This window comes from Pedobacter sp. AC464 (assembly GCF_979253075.1).
Genome location: NZ_CEEDBV010000002.1, coordinates 13,660 through 28,143, shown reverse-complemented (window position 1 = coordinate 28,143; position 14,484 = coordinate 13,660). Strand labels below are relative to the sequence as shown.

General features: G+C 38.9%; 14 protein-coding genes. 10 read left to right on the top strand and 4 right to left on the bottom strand.

Annotated elements, in window-relative coordinates; all coding sequences use genetic code 11:
• The first annotated feature begins 73 nt into the window (after positions 1-73).
• From mnmL to AC0IWT_RS10835, 4 genes are all read left to right on the top strand, one after another.
• Positions 74-1,021: a tRNA modification radical SAM protein MnmL/YtqA gene (gene mnmL / locus AC0IWT_RS10850; RefSeq protein WP_056870151.1), complete on the top strand. Its 948-nt coding sequence runs from the start codon at positions 74-76 to the stop codon at positions 1,019-1,021.
• Positions 1,022-1,364: 343 nt separating this feature from the next.
• Positions 1,365-2,771, top strand: a complete 1,407-nt coding sequence (locus AC0IWT_RS10845; RefSeq protein WP_471797233.1) for an ammonium transporter — start codon at positions 1,365-1,367, stop codon at positions 2,769-2,771.
• Between the two features lie 36 nt (positions 2,772-2,807).
• The gene (locus tag AC0IWT_RS10840; RefSeq protein ID WP_056870153.1) at positions 2,808-3,824 is read left to right on the top strand and encodes a porin; all 1,017 of its coding nucleotides are present in this window, start codon (positions 2,808-2,810) and stop codon (positions 3,822-3,824) included.
• 84 nt (positions 3,825-3,908) lie between these two features.
• Positions 3,909-4,481: a DUF4468 domain-containing protein gene (locus AC0IWT_RS10835; RefSeq protein WP_471797232.1), complete on the top strand. Its 573-nt coding sequence runs from the start codon at positions 3,909-3,911 to the stop codon at positions 4,479-4,481.
• Positions 4,482-4,490: 9 nt separating this feature from the next.
• Here the strand turns inward: AC0IWT_RS10835 and AC0IWT_RS10830 are convergent, their stop codons facing one another.
• Genes AC0IWT_RS10830 through AC0IWT_RS10820 form a run of 3 tightly spaced genes read right to left on the bottom strand, consistent with a single transcriptional unit; the run spans position 4,491 to position 6,042 of the window.
• Positions 4,491-4,958 carry an SRPBCC family protein gene (locus AC0IWT_RS10830; RefSeq protein WP_056870155.1) on the bottom strand — a complete coding sequence of 156 codons (468 nt, stop codon included), beginning with the start codon at positions 4,956-4,958 and terminating at the stop codon, positions 4,491-4,493.
• Positions 4,959-4,990: 32 nt separating this feature from the next.
• Positions 4,991-5,518 carry a TlpA family protein disulfide reductase gene (locus AC0IWT_RS10825; RefSeq protein ID WP_471797231.1) on the bottom strand — a complete coding sequence of 176 codons (528 nt, stop codon included), beginning with the start codon at positions 5,516-5,518 and terminating at the stop codon, positions 4,991-4,993.
• A gap of 50 nt (positions 5,519-5,568) precedes the next feature.
• Complete coding sequence (locus AC0IWT_RS10820; protein WP_056870157.1) at positions 5,569-6,042, bottom strand: ribonuclease H-like YkuK family protein; 474 nt, start codon at positions 6,040-6,042, stop codon at positions 5,569-5,571.
• 217 nt (positions 6,043-6,259) lie between these two features.
• On the opposite strand from AC0IWT_RS10820, the gene AC0IWT_RS10815 reads away from it, so the two are divergent.
• The 4 genes from AC0IWT_RS10815 (at position 6,260) to AC0IWT_RS10800 (ending at position 8,913) form a co-directional block, all read left to right on the top strand.
• Positions 6,260-6,478 (top strand): hypothetical protein, encoded by a 219-nt coding sequence (locus AC0IWT_RS10815; RefSeq protein WP_471797230.1) that lies wholly within the window; start codon positions 6,260-6,262, stop codon positions 6,476-6,478.
• A gap of 32 nt (positions 6,479-6,510) precedes the next feature.
• Positions 6,511-7,833: a DEAD/DEAH box helicase gene (locus AC0IWT_RS10810; protein ID WP_471797229.1), complete on the top strand. Its 1,323-nt coding sequence runs from the start codon at positions 6,511-6,513 to the stop codon at positions 7,831-7,833.
• 94 nt (positions 7,834-7,927) lie between these two features.
• On the top strand, positions 7,928-8,158 hold the full coding sequence (locus tag AC0IWT_RS10805; RefSeq protein WP_056870159.1) for a DUF1456 family protein: 231 nt from the start codon (positions 7,928-7,930) through the stop codon (positions 8,156-8,158).
• A gap of 29 nt (positions 8,159-8,187) precedes the next feature.
• On the top strand, positions 8,188-8,913 hold the full coding sequence (locus tag AC0IWT_RS10800; RefSeq protein WP_471797228.1) for a GDSL-type esterase/lipase family protein: 726 nt from the start codon (positions 8,188-8,190) through the stop codon (positions 8,911-8,913).
• Between the two features lie 43 nt (positions 8,914-8,956).
• Here the strand turns inward: AC0IWT_RS10800 and ettA are convergent, their stop codons facing one another.
• On the bottom strand, positions 8,957-10,636 hold the full coding sequence (ettA, locus tag AC0IWT_RS10795) for an energy-dependent translational throttle protein EttA (protein ID WP_471797227.1): 1,680 nt from the start codon (positions 10,634-10,636) through the stop codon (positions 8,957-8,959).
• A gap of 663 nt (positions 10,637-11,299) precedes the next feature.
• Here ettA and AC0IWT_RS10790 point away from each other — a divergent pair.
• Both AC0IWT_RS10790 and AC0IWT_RS10785 read left to right on the top strand, forming a co-directional pair.
• A complete protein-coding gene (locus AC0IWT_RS10790; protein WP_471797226.1) occupies positions 11,300-13,846 on the top strand; it encodes an ATP-dependent Clp protease ATP-binding subunit in 2,547 nt (848 codons plus the stop codon).
• A gap of 125 nt (positions 13,847-13,971) precedes the next feature.
• Positions 13,972-14,481, top strand: coding sequence for a CAP domain-containing protein (locus AC0IWT_RS10785; RefSeq protein WP_471797225.1), 510 nt, complete (start codon positions 13,972-13,974; stop codon positions 14,479-14,481).
• The last annotated feature ends 3 nt before the right edge of the window (positions 14,482-14,484 follow it).

Genomic DNA, 14,484 nt, shown 5'->3' with positions numbered 1-14,484 from the left:
TAAATTATTTGGTTTTTGTAATCTCTGATGGCTTTATCGATAACTTAATAGTATTTGTGTATTTTTGCGAACAATGGGAACACAGGTAGATTTAGGTATAAAAGGCTATAACAATTACGGAACACATTTGCGTGAAAAATATAACGGTCAGCGGGTTTTTAAAACGATCGTTGATGGAGGTTTTACATGCCCAAACCGTGACGGCAGTAAGGGTTATGGTGGATGTACATATTGCAATGTAGATTCTTTTACGCCTGAAATTTCCCGCAAAATGCCTACCATCCGCGAGCAGCTGGAAAAAGGTATGGAGCGTGGCAAGAATTTCTATAAGGCAGATAAGTTTATCGTTTATTTTCAACCTAATACCAATACTTACGCCCCCGTACATTACCTCAAAATGATGTATGATGAGGCCCTTTCGGTAAATCCAGATGATGTGGTTGGTTTTTCTGTAGGCACACGGCCTGATTGTATTGATGCTGAAAAAGTTGCCTTATTAGAAAGTTATACGGATAGGTATGATGTGGATTTGGAAATGGGGATGGAATCTATTTATGATGAGACCTTGAACCAAATTAACAGAGGTTGCAGTCATGGTGAATTTGTAGAAGCAGTAAAACTACTTGAAAACAGTAAACTTGAATTGTGTGTGCACACAATTTTCGGTTTCCCTTGGGAAACAAGGGAGATGATGCTCAATTACATTCACGAAATTAATCGGTTTCCTCAAATTAAGTTTGTAAAATTTCACCACTTGCACATTGTAGAGGGTTCGATAATGGGCGTTAAGTATAAAAAGGAGCCTTTCAAACTTTTTTCCTTAGAGGAATATACCGACTTGCTGTGTGAGTTGATTCCATTGCTGCGTCCAGATATTGTGATCCAAAGACTTTTCGGTATTTCTGATTGGGATTTGCTAATTGCGCCAAACTGGGGCTTAAATAAATCTTCAATTCAAACTTATATCGACAAAGAAATAGAAAAACGAGGTGTTGTGCAGGGTTCTGCTTATTTTCAATAAAAACTAAAAAAAATACATATTTTTTCAAAAAGCCTTCCAAATTTGGGAGGCTTTTTGTTTTTAGCTTGATTTTTTTGATAATATTCCAGAAAATTCAGCTAAAATTCTACAATTCATCTAATTCGATACATTTTCTTTTTGGTAAAAAAGCGCTAAATGTTTGGCAGTTTTTTTTGTCTATGGTATTTTTTAATCGATTTTTAGCTCCATTTCGTAAAAATTAATAGTTTTTATTAGAATATTTCTATTTAATGGTGTAAAAATTACAATAAGTCGTATTTTTAGGCAAATAAAATCAGAAAATCAAAACTATTTAATAAACCAAACAAATAAACTTAAAAACATGGGTAAAATTTTAGTCAAACAGTATGCTCCTTTTGTAATATTGATGGTATTTGCAATATTATCACTCTTTGTTCCGTTGCTCCCGAACTTTGATGAAGGAAAATATAGCGGTCCGGACATCGCTTTTATTTTAATCGCTGCGGCGCTTGTATTCTTAATGACTCCAGGCCTTGCGTTTTTTTACGGAGGTATGGTACATCGTAAAAATGTATTATCAACAATGATTAAAAGTGTTGTCGCTGCAGGTGTAATCACAGTTCTGTGGACAGTTGTCGGTTTCAGTTTAGCTTTCGGCGATACGATTGGCGGTTTTATCGGAAATCCATCAACCTTTTTATTTTTCAAAGGGGTAAATTCCGGAGCTCCACATTTGCAAGGAGGTGCAGACTTAACTATTCCGCTTTCACTTTTTGCAGTGTTTCAGCTAATGTTCGCCATTATTACGCCAGGATTGGTAGTTGGCGCTGTAGCAGAACGTATTCGCTTTACATCTTACATCTTATTCATCGTTCTATTTGCAATATTTGTTTACTCGCCTTTAGCACACTGGACATGGCATCCCCAAGGTTTCTTGTTCAAAATGGGCGTTTTGGATTTTGCCGGCGGTACAGTTGTACACATCTCTGCTGGTATGGCCGCTTTAGCCGGAGCATTGGTTTTGAAACGCAGAAAATCTCACATGGAGCACAAAGAAGTGCCGCCTGCAAATATTCCTTACGTTTTAATCGGAACAGGTTTGCTATGGTTCGGCTGGTTCGGGTTTAATGCGGGCTCTGCGTTGGGTGCTAACAGTTTAGCCGTTTCTGCTTTCTTAACTACAAATACGGCAGCAGGTGCAGCAGGATTATCGTGGATGTTTTTCGACGTAGCAAGAGGTAAAAAGCCTTCAGTATTAGGGTTCTGTATCGGCGCTGTTGTTGGTTTAGTGGCAATTACGCCAGGTGCAGGCTTCGTAAGCATACCATCAAGCATATTCATCGGTGCTATAGCGGCTGTGGTATCAAACCTTGTTGTTAGCTGGAAACAAAAAACAAGTCTTGATGATACTTTAGACGTTTTTCCTTGTCACGGTGTTGGCGGTATAGTGGGCATGTTATTAACAGGCGTTTTTGCAACCAAAACTGTTAATGCGGCAGGTGCTGATGGTTTGTTTTATGGCAATCCGGCATTTTTCATCACGCAGTTAAAAGGCGCTGTTATTGTAATTCTATTCAGTTTTGTTGTTTCATTCGTAATTTTCAAACTGGTTAACTTAATCAATCCAATCAGGGTGTCTGATGAAGAAGAAGAAATCGGTCTTGATGCATCGCAACACGATGAGAAGTACTCTCAGGGTACATTGCTTGTTGAAGAGCGAGCTGTTTACATTGAGAAAAATAGTCCTCTAACAGAATCAGTTTCCTAAAAGAATACCATATCTAAACCCCAATAAAGCTCAAACATGAAGAAATTTTTAACCGCTATATTTAGTATAGCAAGCACTACGTGTGCCCTGGCGCAAGAGACGCCGTCCTCACCGCTGGAATTTTCTGGCTCGGTTGATACATATTACAAATATGATTTCGCCAAAAGGTCTAATATTCCCACATCCTTTGTCTCTGATCATAATTCCGTTTCATTGGGAATGATTGACCTGGCGCTGAAGAAAAAAACCGGTAAGGCTTCTTTTGTTGGTGAAATTTCGTTTGGTCCGCGTGGGCAAACACAATCAATTCCTGATGCAGCTGCAAACGGTTCTTCTTTCCACATTCAGAACTTATATATCAACTACGATTTTACTGATAATTTTTCGATGACCGCCGGTTACATGGGAACGTTTATCGGCTATGAAGTAATATCGCCAGTAGGTAATTTCAACTATTCTACATCATACCTGTTTACCAATGGTCCGTTCCAAAACGCGGGTATCAAAGCAACTTACAAATTCTCAGATAAAGTAAGTTTAATGGCCGGTTTGTTTAATGATTGGAATCTTTATAGCGCAACAAGAGGTGTGTCAAGTATTGGCGGCCAGTTGATGGTTTCGCCAGTAGAAGGCTGGACAGCTTACTTAAATGTATTATCGGGTGCCGACCCATACGGCTATGGCACTATTGAAGATTTAACAACTTCGTACCAGATTAGCAAAGCCTTTAAGCTTGGTTTAAATGCGGCAAATTATGATATGGCAGATGATGCAGGCGGTTATGCCGGCGTTGCACTATATCCTCAGGTTGCAGTTGCAGATGCAGTAACTATAGGTTTGAGGGGTGAATATTTCAAATATAAAGATGTTGGTGCGGTCAAAGGCACATCTTATACAGGTGTAACACTTACTGCTAACATTAAATCCGGAGGCTTAACTTTTATTCCTGAAGTTAGACTGGACCATAATGGCGATAAACCGTTTGTTAATAAAACAGGTGGGGTAGCACCAAATGCAGGCCAGTTTTCTCTTGCCGCAGTTTACGCCTTTTAATATTTAGTTATTTTGAATATAAGCCTCCGCCTTATTAGCCGGAGGCTTTTTGTTATCTTTATTTTTCATTTGATAAAATTCGTTATGCCTTATAAAACCATTTTATTTTTTTTATTGATTGCGCTTAAAGTTTCTGCCCAGCAAAAGCAGTTTTCAGTTGATGATAACGGAAAGTTTATTTACTATGAGGTTGTTGAAAAGGCTGCCGGTAAGGATAGTTTGATGCTGAGGGCTAAGGCGTTTGTAGAATCTTATAACAAAACACTAAAGAGACAGAATAGTACCGATTCATCAATTACTGCGAAGGGTGTGATGGTTATCGACAAAACAATTTTGGTTGCGAGCCATCCAACTGGCGAGGTGAGCTTTACGCTAAACTTCGAAGCCAGAGATAAAAAATACAGATTTTGGCTTACAGATTTTGAGTACATCCCCTATGGAAGAGATAGATACAGTAATTATGTGCCAACTACAAAAATTGCCACACCATTAGAAAAAACGCCTGGCAAACTCAGCGCAGGAGAATGGAAAGACATCGTGGAGGCTGCTTATAGTAAAACGGTTAACTTTGCAGAGCGTCTCAAAAAGGCGTTGTCTAGTTATCAAACCGAAAAACGACAAATAAAAGGCGAAACGATTTCAACAAAAAAATGGTAGCATAAAAGGTTACAGCTTGCCGAAAAGCTCTTCTACTTTTTTATACCTGAAATTAAATATCCCGTTTATCTTGCTGTTAACTACGATTTCATTTGCAATCAAGCCGATTGGTCCCCAACCGATGGCATAGTGAAGAATGTCGTGCATGAGTACACCGCCTTCAATCGACTCAAAATTGTGGTTATGATGCCAAAACGCAAACGGACCAAAGCGCTGTTCATCAATAAAGTATTCTTTATCCTTTACATGGGTTATTTCTGTCATCCAGTTTAATTTGATTCCCAGCAGCGGCGAAACTTTATAGGTTATTATCATCCCCGGATACATTTTTGTTTCCTTTGTGATTGGAGAAGTCACATCAAAAGTCATGTCTTTCGGTGTAATTTCTGATAAATTAAGAGGTGAGGAAAAAAAATCCCAGGCTGTATCTAAATCAACAGGAATTTTTTGAGTGAATTCTAACCGGTAAGTTTTCAAATTATAAATTTTATAACCTAACAACCAAAAGCCTATTTTGTTGCTTTTTCTTTCAGTTTGTCGTTAATTATTTTAACCAGGGCCTGAAATTCTTTCTCTTCATAACCCATAGATTGATAAATAATTTTTCCAGTTTCATCGATCAAAATGTTTCTTGGGATAGATTGCTTGGCAAATTTGTTAAAAACCTCGCGTTTTAAATCTGGTAAGATTGGAAAGGTAAAGCCCTTGCTAGCTTTATAAGGCAGCAACTTGTCCCAGCCTTCTTCCCGCCCGAATACGAAGAAAGCAAAGTTTTTATCATCTTTATGCTTGTTCCAGATCTCTTTTTGAGCCAAGGGCAATTCGATATTGCATGGAGGGCACCAGGTTGCAAATAAATTTATCAAAATCAGTTTGCCTTTGTAGTCGGCAATATTTACTGTTTTGCCTTTTTCTACCTCAAAGCTAAATACCGGTGTTTCATCACCAAGTTTGGTATTTGCGTTATTATCCTCTATTTGTGCAAATACAGAACAGGTAATTGTTAACGCAAACAGCAGTAAGAACATCTTTTTCATACCATTGAATTTATATTTTAAAGATACGCCTAATTAAGCTTTTCACAAATCTAGTGCACCATTTTATCTGCGCAGGTAGAACTTGCAAATGCCTCGGGTTTAGCCTTAAAAATAAAGCCCATGCTTAAAATATAACCCATTGCATCATTTAAGGCTTTATTGGATTTAAACTGCGGGCTTGTATTAATATCAGCGTGTACTTCGAGGGCAACATCATAAATATCCAGCAAATCGCATATGGAGTAAGCCGTTTCAATAGATTTTTGAACTTCCATCAACATACGTTCTTTAATGCTTACCTGCTGAGATGATTTCTCCTGATGAATGTACATGAATCCGCCGTGGTGCGCTCTAAGCAATACGATCACAGTTGCAAAATCCGTAACAGCACCTTTAACCTGCGAATCTGTACCAATACAAACCTTTAGTTTGTGTCCGTTTTCTGTTTCTCTGATGATTGCGAGTTCTATCTCTTCGAGGATTGAGGATTGAATCACTTCGCCACTAAATTTTTTCCATGTCATACGCTGTGTGTTTTGGGGTTAACAAATGGTAATCAGGTTTTTATAAAAATAAGCGCTATAAATTAAATCTGTATTAAGATGCTGTTGTTTATTTGCTAACAAAACTTTAGTTATCAACAGGTTACCACAACAAGGGAAACAGTATTTTATATTTTTTGCAGCAATTGTTTGTAATTAAACGTTACATTTATTCATTATTTAACCAAATTTCATCACTATGAACGCAGAATTGATTCAAGAACTCCAATTGTTGCAACAAAGTAGAGCCAACAAGTTTGCCGGCGATTTAGCCGAACGCATTATTTCATCAGTTGATGCTGTTAATGAGAAAGTTACGAATTCTATGTCGCAAAGAGGCAAAATGCTTTTATTATTAGACCAAAAATTAGATTTTTCTTTCGTTAGAAATATCAAGAGGAGATTCCTGAAGTTTTAACAGTCATTTTCGCGGGTGTGCAAAACCAATAAATGTTTACCTTTGGCGTAATGATAGAGCAAGCGCTTAAAAGATTAAATATTACCGCCCTGAATGAGATGCAAACGGCATCACTTAAGGCGGCAGAAAAGGATGTCGACCTCGTGTTGGTAGCACCCACCGGTTCTGGCAAAACACTCGCGTTCTTACTGCCATTGCTTTCTAAACTGAAGCCTGAAACTAAAGGCGTCCAGGCGCTTATTCTTGTGCCATCCCGCGAACTTGCTTTGCAGATAGAACAGGTTTTTAAGCAGATGAGCACTGCGTTTAAAGTTAACTGCTGTTATGGCGGCCATGCCGTACGTATCGAAAAAAACAATCTCGCGCACCCTCCGGCAGTGCTTATCGGAACTCCAGGTCGAATTGCTTATCATCTGGATCATCGTAACTTCGACGAATCCCTTGTCGAAAATCTGGTTTTGGACGAGTTCGACAAATCGCTGGAATTTGGTTTTGAGCAGGATATGTCGTTCATTATCGGCTCCTTGCATTCGTTAAAACAACGTGTGCTAACCTCGGCGACAAAAATGGACGAAATTCCTGCTTTCGTTAAATTGCGTCAGCCCGTTGAAATCGATTTTTCAAAAGACATCAAAGCTAAACCCGATTTAAAATTAAGAAAAGTTACCGCCCCGGCGGCCGATAAACTTGAAGTTTTGTTTAAGCTTCTGAGCAAAATCGGTAGCGCAAATACGCTGGTTTTTTGCAACCATCGCGAAACAGTTGATAGAATTAGCGATTTGCTCTTCGAACATGGTCTGGGTCATGATGTTTTTCACGGTGGGATGGAGCAAGCCGATAGGGAAAAAGCTTTGCTTAAGTTTAGAAATGGAAGCCATAGAATTTTAGTTACTACCGATTTGGCTGCCCGCGGACTTGATATCCCGGAGGTGCAAAATATTGTGCATTACCAGCTGCCATATACAGAAGACGCTTACATACACCGCAACGGCCGCACCGCCCGAATGCATGCGAAAGGTACTGCCTATGCAATTGTAACCGAAGAAGAACATTATAAGTATTTGCCTGAGGATATCGAAGAAGAAACGCTTGAAGACAAATATAAACTGCCCGAAGCGAGTGATTGGGTTACTTTGTATATCGCAAATGGCAAAAAGGATAAGATAAATAAGATTGATATCGTTGGGTTATTCCTGCAAAAGGGAGGCTTAAAAAAAGACGATATAGGGCTTATCGAAGTTAAAGATACCACAAGTTATGTTGCTGTTAAAAGAGAACTTGTAGATAAATTGTTAAAAGCGCTTAGCGGAGAAAAAATAAAAGGAAAAAAACTTAAACTTGAAATTGCCAGTTAGGAGTTCATTGGTTCATTGGTTCATTGGAATTAGGGCAAGCAAGTTAGTAGTGTAAAATAGCATTCAATCATTCAGAATTCATTCAGTAAGAAATATGAGTAACAACGATATTTTAAAAAAATTAAGAGTAGCACTATCTTTAAAAACAGAAGATATAATAACAATATGCGATTTAGTAGGCTTTAAAGTTACCAAAGCAGAACTTGGCGATATTTTCAGAAACGAAGATCACGAAAACTTTAAGCCCTGTGGCGACCAGATTTTACGAAATTTTTTAAATGGGCTGGTTATCTATAAAAGAGGGCCAAGAGCGGAAAGCAAATAACAATACATATAAAGCGTAATCCAAGCAAGATGAAATTGAAGTTTATTTTTACTGTATGTTTAATTTACGCAGGTATTGCTGCTGCTCAAACTGATGCAACTGAAAACAAGGCTAAAAAGGAAGATTTTTCTGATGATTGGGCAAACATTTCCAAATACCAAAAGGAAAATGAAGTTATTGGTTTACCAAAAAAAGGGGAGAAGCGAGTGGTATTTCTGGGCAGCTCCATTTTCGAATTCTGGAAACAGAAAGACCCCGAATACTTCAGTGCTCATGCCTATATAGACAGAGGAATTAGCGGACAAATTTCTTCCCAGTTACTGATTCGGTTTCGACAGGATGTAATAAACCTTAAGCCGAGAGCCGTTATTATTTTAGCGGGTAGCAATGATTTAGCGGGTAGTAAGGGCCATGTAAATAGCGAAACAATTCTTAATAATGTGAAATCGATGGCGGAACTTGCCAGAAAAAACCGCATCAAAGTAATCATTTGTAAATATCTTCCTGTTTACGAATACCCATGGAATAAAGCGATTAAAGGTGCTGCCGACCAGATTATTTCACTTAATGAAGCACTCGTTGCTTACGCGAAACTAAACAATTTCACCGTTCTTGATTATTTTACGCCATTGGTTGATGAACGTAACGGGCAGAAGGCAGAATACACAACGGATGGTGTACACCCCAATTTAGCAGGTTACAAAGTAATGGAAGTGGTAACCGACGAAGCGATCAGGAAAACTATTGGAAAATAAAGGATTCAAAAAAAAACTCCCGACTTTCATCGGGAGTTTTTTTTTAGTCTAACTTTTTGTATCTGATTCGCTTTGGCGCAACATCGCCCAAACGTTTTTTACGGTTTTCTTCATAGTCAGAATAGTTGCCTTCAAAGAAATAAACCTCAGAGTTACCTTCGAAAGCCAGGATATGCGTACAAATCCGGTCTAAAAACCACCTGTCGTGACTAATCACAACGGCGCATCCGCCGAAGTTTTCTAAAGCCTCTTCTAATGCACGTAAGGTATTTACGTCAATATCATTTGTTGGCTCATCCAGCAATAAAACATTTGCACCTTTTTTTAACGTAATTGCCAGGTGTACCCGGTTGCGTTCTCCACCAGATAGAATGCCAACTTTTTTCTGCTGGTCGCCACCATTAAAATTAAACTTTGAAACATAGGCACGACCATTTACCGCTTTATTTCCCAGCTGAATATTGTCAAGCCCATCGGTAATATTTTCGTAAACGGTTTTATCAGAATCTAAATCGTTGTGCATCTGGTCTACATAACCCAACTCCACCGTTTCGCCAACCCGGAAAGTTCCATTATCTGCCTCTTCCTGGCCGGTAATTAAACGAAATAATGTTGTTTTACCTGCGCCATTGGGGCCAATAATGCCAACAATTCCCGCCGGTGGCAGTGAAAAGTTAAGGTTATCGAACAATACTTTATCGCCATAAGCTTTGGTAACATTCGTTGCTTCGATTACTACATTACCCAAACGAGGCCCGGCCGGGATAAATAGCTCTAATTTATCTTCCCTTTCTTTTCCATCTTCAGAAGCTAGCTTATCATAATTAGCTAAACGTGCTTTTGATTTGGCATGGCGGGCTTTCGGTGCCATACGAACCCATTCCAACTCACGTTCGAGCGTTTTTTGGCGTTTGCTTTCCGTTTTTTCTTCCTGAGATAAACGTTTTGCCTTTTGATCTAACCAGCTGCTGTAATTTCCTTTCCATGGAATCCCCTCGCCACGATCCAGTTCTAAAATCCAGCCGGCAACATTATCAAGGAAATACCTGTCGTGGGTTACGGCAATTACTGTTCCCTCGTAATTTTGTAAAAATTGTTCTAACCAATCTATGCTTTCGGCATCCAGGTGGTTGGTAGGCTCATCTAATAATAACACATCCGGATGTTGCAACAATAAACGGCACATCGCAACCCGACGGCGTTCACCACCAGAAAGCACACCGATTTTAGTTTCCGGATCAGGGCAACGCAGAGCGTCCATTGCACGTTCCAATTTTGAATCGATTTCCCAGGCGCCTAAAGCATCAATTTTATCTTGTAACTCACCCTGGCGAGCCATGAGTTTGTCCATTTTATCGGCATCAGAATAGTTTTCTTCCAATCCGAAAGCTTCATTAACCTGCTCGTACTCTTTTAAAATTGCGGTTACTTCTGCCACACCCTCTTCTACAACTTCGCGTACAGTTTTTTCAGGGTCGAGAATTGGTTCTTGCGCCAAATAACCTACAGAATAGCCAGGAGAAAAAACCACTTCGCCTTGATAGGATTTATCTAAGCCGGCAATAATTTTTAGTAAAGATGATTTACCCGAGCCATTTAAACCAATAACGCCGATTTTGGCGCCATAAAAAAAAGAAAGGTATATATTTTTTAAAACCTGTTTTTGTGGCGGGTAAATTTTATTTACTCCTGCCATTGAAAAGATTATTTTTTCGTCAGACATAATTTACGTGTAGTTTAGGCTGAAGGCCCTTAATTTTTAAATTGGTTACAAAGATAAAAACAACAGGCCCAATACAAAGTGCTTTATCATTATCTTTAATTTAATTCAATTTCTGCTCAACGTTTTGATTCAATCCACGTTTATCATATTGCCTGATAGCTATAACTAATCGCTAGTGAATTGGGCTATCGAATTACCAGCAGCCTGAAAGCTGATATGTAAATCCATTGGATAATCAATACCCGCAATTCGATGCTGGCCTGAAAGTTTCGGATTTTCCATTCAATTTCAAGGTAACGAACTTAAGAATGATAAAAGCTGTCAGATGTCTTTTATTTTTCTGTCAAAAAATGTAAATTGCATAAGCTGAGAGAAACAAATTGTCAGTTAAAAAGTCTGTTTAAATCCTTACAATATGCAGACAAACGGCGTGGAACAGGAAAATCCGACTCTTAAAACCCGCTAAAGCATTATTACGTAGATATAATTAGGTTTTTAACATTTTTCCAATATTATTCGTCAGGTAATTTTTACGTTATCGAATCTGATAGATGGCTGTTTATCCACTGATATGGCGCAATTGTTGATAAAATAAAGAAAACAGTAAAGTCACTTTTTATAATTTATTTTATAGTTTAGAGGCGAGCTGTTAAGAAAGGTATTATGGAAGCAAAATTTTCACCACAGGTTAAAGATGTAATCTCTTTTAGTAGGGAGGAAGCGCTCCGCTTAGGGCATGATTACATCGGAACCGAGCATTTATTATTAGGCCTCATCCGCGAAGGCGATGGTATGGCTATCAAAATTTTACGATCGTTAGGGGTTGATACAGGTAAGTTGCGCCGCTCAATTGAAGATGCTGTTCGCGGTACTTCTAGTGTAACTGTTAACTTAGGAAATATCCCCTTAACTAAACAGGCAGAAAAAGTTTTAAAAATTACTTACTTAGAAGCTAAAATATTTAAGAGCGACTTAATTGGCACTGAGCATTTATTGCTTTCAGTTTTGAGAGATGATGATAACATTGCTTCTCAAATCTTATTGCAGTACGGGGTTACTTATGATGTTTTTAAACAAGAGGTAGAGGTAAATAAAAACGGTTTCAGAGACGATATTTCAAATAGCGCATCAACAGGTGGCGATGATGATTATCGTGAAGAAGAAAGCTTTAGTACACCAAAAAAGGTTTCGGATATCAAATCCAAAACTCCGGTTCTGGATAATTTCGGTCGTGATTTAACCAAGGCAGCAGAAGAAGGTCGTTTAGACCCAATTGTAGGTCGCGAAAAGGAAATCGAAAGGGTTTCACAAATCTTATCACGTAGAAAAAAGAACAACCCAATTTTAATTGGTGAACCAGGTGTTGGTAAATCGGCAATTGCAGAGGGTTTAGCTTTGCGTATTGTTCAGCGTAAAGTATCTCGCGTACTTTTTGGTAAACGTGTAGTTACTTTAGATTTGGCATCGCTTGTTGCGGGTACGAAATATCGTGGCCAGTTCGAAGAGCGTATGAAAGCCGTAATGAACGAGCTGGAAAAATCAACTGATGTTATTTTATTTATTGATGAAATTCATACAATTGTTGGCGCAGGTGGCGCATCGGGTTCGCTCGATGCTTCGAATATGTTTAAACCAGCTTTGGCAAGGGGTGAAATTCAATGTATTGGTGCAACAACTTTAGATGAGTATCGCCAGTATATTGAGAAAGATGGCGCTTTAGACCGTCGCTTTCAAAAAGTAATGGTTGAGCCCGCTACGCCTGATGAAACTGTTGAGATTTTAACCAGAATTAAAGATAAGTACGAAGAACACCACGGTGTAACTTATACTGATGAAGCGATTCAAGCTTGCGTTACACTTACTTCGCGTTACATCTCCGACCGCTTTTTGCCAGATAAAGCCATTGATGCTTTGGATGAGGCAGGTTCGAGAGTTCATTTAACGAATATTCACGTTCCTCAAACGATCATTGATATCGAGGCGAAAATCGAAGATATTAAGTTAGAGAAAAACAAAGTTGTTCGTAGCCAGAAGTACGAAGAAGCTGCAAAACTTCGCGATACAGAGAAAAATTTAATTGAAGAATTAGATAAGGCTAAAGCAGAGTGGGAAGCAGAAACCAAGACTAAACGCTACGAAGTATCTGAAGATAATGTAGCAGAAGTTGTTGCCATGATGACTGGTATTCCGGTGCAACGTGTTGGGCAGACAGATAGCCAGAAGCTGCTGAATATGTACGATAAAGTGGCCGAGAAAATTATCGGTCAGGATGATGCGATTAAGAAATTAACCAAAGCGATTCAACGTACAAGAGCTGGATTAAAAGATCCTAAAAAACCAATCGGTTCCTTTATTTTCTTAGGTCCAACCGGTGTTGGTAAAACAGAATTGGCGAAAGAATTAGCTCGTTTCATGTTCGATAGCGACGATTCGCTTATCCAAATTGACATGAGCGAATACATGGAGAAATTTGCAGTTTCACGGTTAGTGGGTGCGCCTCCGGGTTATGTTGGTTACGAAGAAGGCGGACAACTGACTGAAAAAGTTAGAAGAAAACCATACGCTGTAATTTTATTAGATGAGATTGAAAAAGCCCATCCTGATGTATTCAATATTTTATTGCAGGTTTTGGATGAAGGCCAGTTAACAGATAGTTTAGGTCGTAAGGTAGATTTTAGAAATACAATTATCATAATGACTTCGAACATCGGTGCCCGTCAGCTAAAAGATTTCGGTCAGGGTGTTGGTTTCTCAACTTCTGCAAAAACAAATCAGGCAGATTCTCACAGTCGTGGCGTAATCGAAAGCGCATTGAAACGTGCATTTGCGCCGGAGTTTTTAAACCGTGTTGATGATGTTGTAGTGTTTAACAGCTTAGGTAAGGATGAGATTTTCAGAATTATCGATATCGAACTAAAAGCCTTATTTGGCCGCGTACATACATTAGGTTACGAAATCGTTTTAACCGAAAATGCAAAAGAATATATTGCTGATAAAGGTTTCGATAGTAACTTCGGTGCACGTCCGTTAAAAAGAGCAATTCAAAAATACCTCGAAGACCCAATTGCAGAGGAAATTTTGAAAGGCGAACTGGCTGAGGGAGATGTTTTGGAAATCGATTACGATAAGACCACAGAATTAATCGCCATAGTCCACAAAAAAGGCGAGAAGAAAAAAGAAGAGCCAAAAGAAGAAGATTCTTCAAATTAGCAAATAATTTTGAGCCCCTCAAGTTTAACTTGAGGGGCTTTTTGTTTTTAAAACTCTATTATTAACGGATAAGGTTTTATATTTGCGCCAAAAGTCTTAAATAAGTCATCCCTCATTATCCCACAATGAACAAATCTTTACTGCTTTGCTTTTGCATCATATTTCTGTTTACAGCCTGCAAAAAAAATGCTGAAACACCAGCCGAAGCACCTGCAAATTCAAGTATGGCAGTTGCTACCGGTTTAAATGCAGATTTGATGCTTAAATTGGTTAACGACAAAAGAAAATCGGGTTGCAATTGCGGTTCTACTTTTATGCCGGCCGTAAATCCGCTAACCTGGAACGATTTATTGGCTTCGGCAGCACTCGCACATAGTAAAGCAATGAATGTGAATAATTTTTTTAGCCATACCTCTTTAAATGGTGCAAGTGCCGGCGACAGGATTACGGCTGCCGGCTACAAGTGGAACACTTATGGTGAAAATATCGCTGCGGGCCAGCCTACAGAACAGGCCGTAATTGATGCCTGGATTGCTAGCGAAGGGCATTGTAAGAACATTATGACTGCAAATTTTAAAGAAATGGGTGCAGCCAAAGATGGTAAATACTGGACTCAGGATTTCGCAGCCCGATAGGTA

What these genes read in the sequence shown, in the direction of transcription:
- mnmL (WP_056870151.1), top strand. Translation starts at nt 74, where the DNA reads ATGGGAACACAGGTAGATTTAGGTATAAAAGGCTATAACAATTACGGA.
- AC0IWT_RS10845 (WP_471797233.1), top strand. Translation starts at nt 1,365, where the DNA reads ATGGGTAAAATTTTAGTCAAACAGTATGCTCCTTTTGTAATATTGATG.
- AC0IWT_RS10840 (WP_056870153.1), top strand. Translation starts at nt 2,808, where the DNA reads ATGAAGAAATTTTTAACCGCTATATTTAGTATAGCAAGCACTACGTGT.
- AC0IWT_RS10835 (WP_471797232.1), top strand. Translation starts at nt 3,909, where the DNA reads ATGCCTTATAAAACCATTTTATTTTTTTTATTGATTGCGCTTAAAGTT.
- AC0IWT_RS10825 (WP_471797231.1), bottom strand. Translation starts at nt 5,518, where the DNA reads ATGAAAAAGATGTTCTTACTGCTGTTTGCGTTAACAATTACCTGTTCT.
- AC0IWT_RS10820 (WP_056870157.1), bottom strand. Translation starts at nt 6,042, where the DNA reads ATGACATGGAAAAAATTTAGTGGCGAAGTGATTCAATCCTCAATCCTC.
- AC0IWT_RS10815 (WP_471797230.1), top strand. Translation starts at nt 6,260, where the DNA reads ATGAACGCAGAATTGATTCAAGAACTCCAATTGTTGCAACAAAGTAGA.
- AC0IWT_RS10810 (WP_471797229.1), top strand. Translation starts at nt 6,511, where the DNA reads ATGTTTACCTTTGGCGTAATGATAGAGCAAGCGCTTAAAAGATTAAAT.
- AC0IWT_RS10805 (WP_056870159.1), top strand. Translation starts at nt 7,928, where the DNA reads ATGAGTAACAACGATATTTTAAAAAAATTAAGAGTAGCACTATCTTTA.
- AC0IWT_RS10800 (WP_471797228.1), top strand. Translation starts at nt 8,188, where the DNA reads ATGAAATTGAAGTTTATTTTTACTGTATGTTTAATTTACGCAGGTATT.
- ettA (WP_471797227.1), bottom strand. Translation starts at nt 10,636, where the DNA reads ATGTCTGACGAAAAAATAATCTTTTCAATGGCAGGAGTAAATAAAATT.
- AC0IWT_RS10790 (WP_471797226.1), top strand. Translation starts at nt 11,300, where the DNA reads ATGGAAGCAAAATTTTCACCACAGGTTAAAGATGTAATCTCTTTTAGT.
- AC0IWT_RS10785 (WP_471797225.1), top strand. Translation starts at nt 13,972, where the DNA reads ATGAACAAATCTTTACTGCTTTGCTTTTGCATCATATTTCTGTTTACA.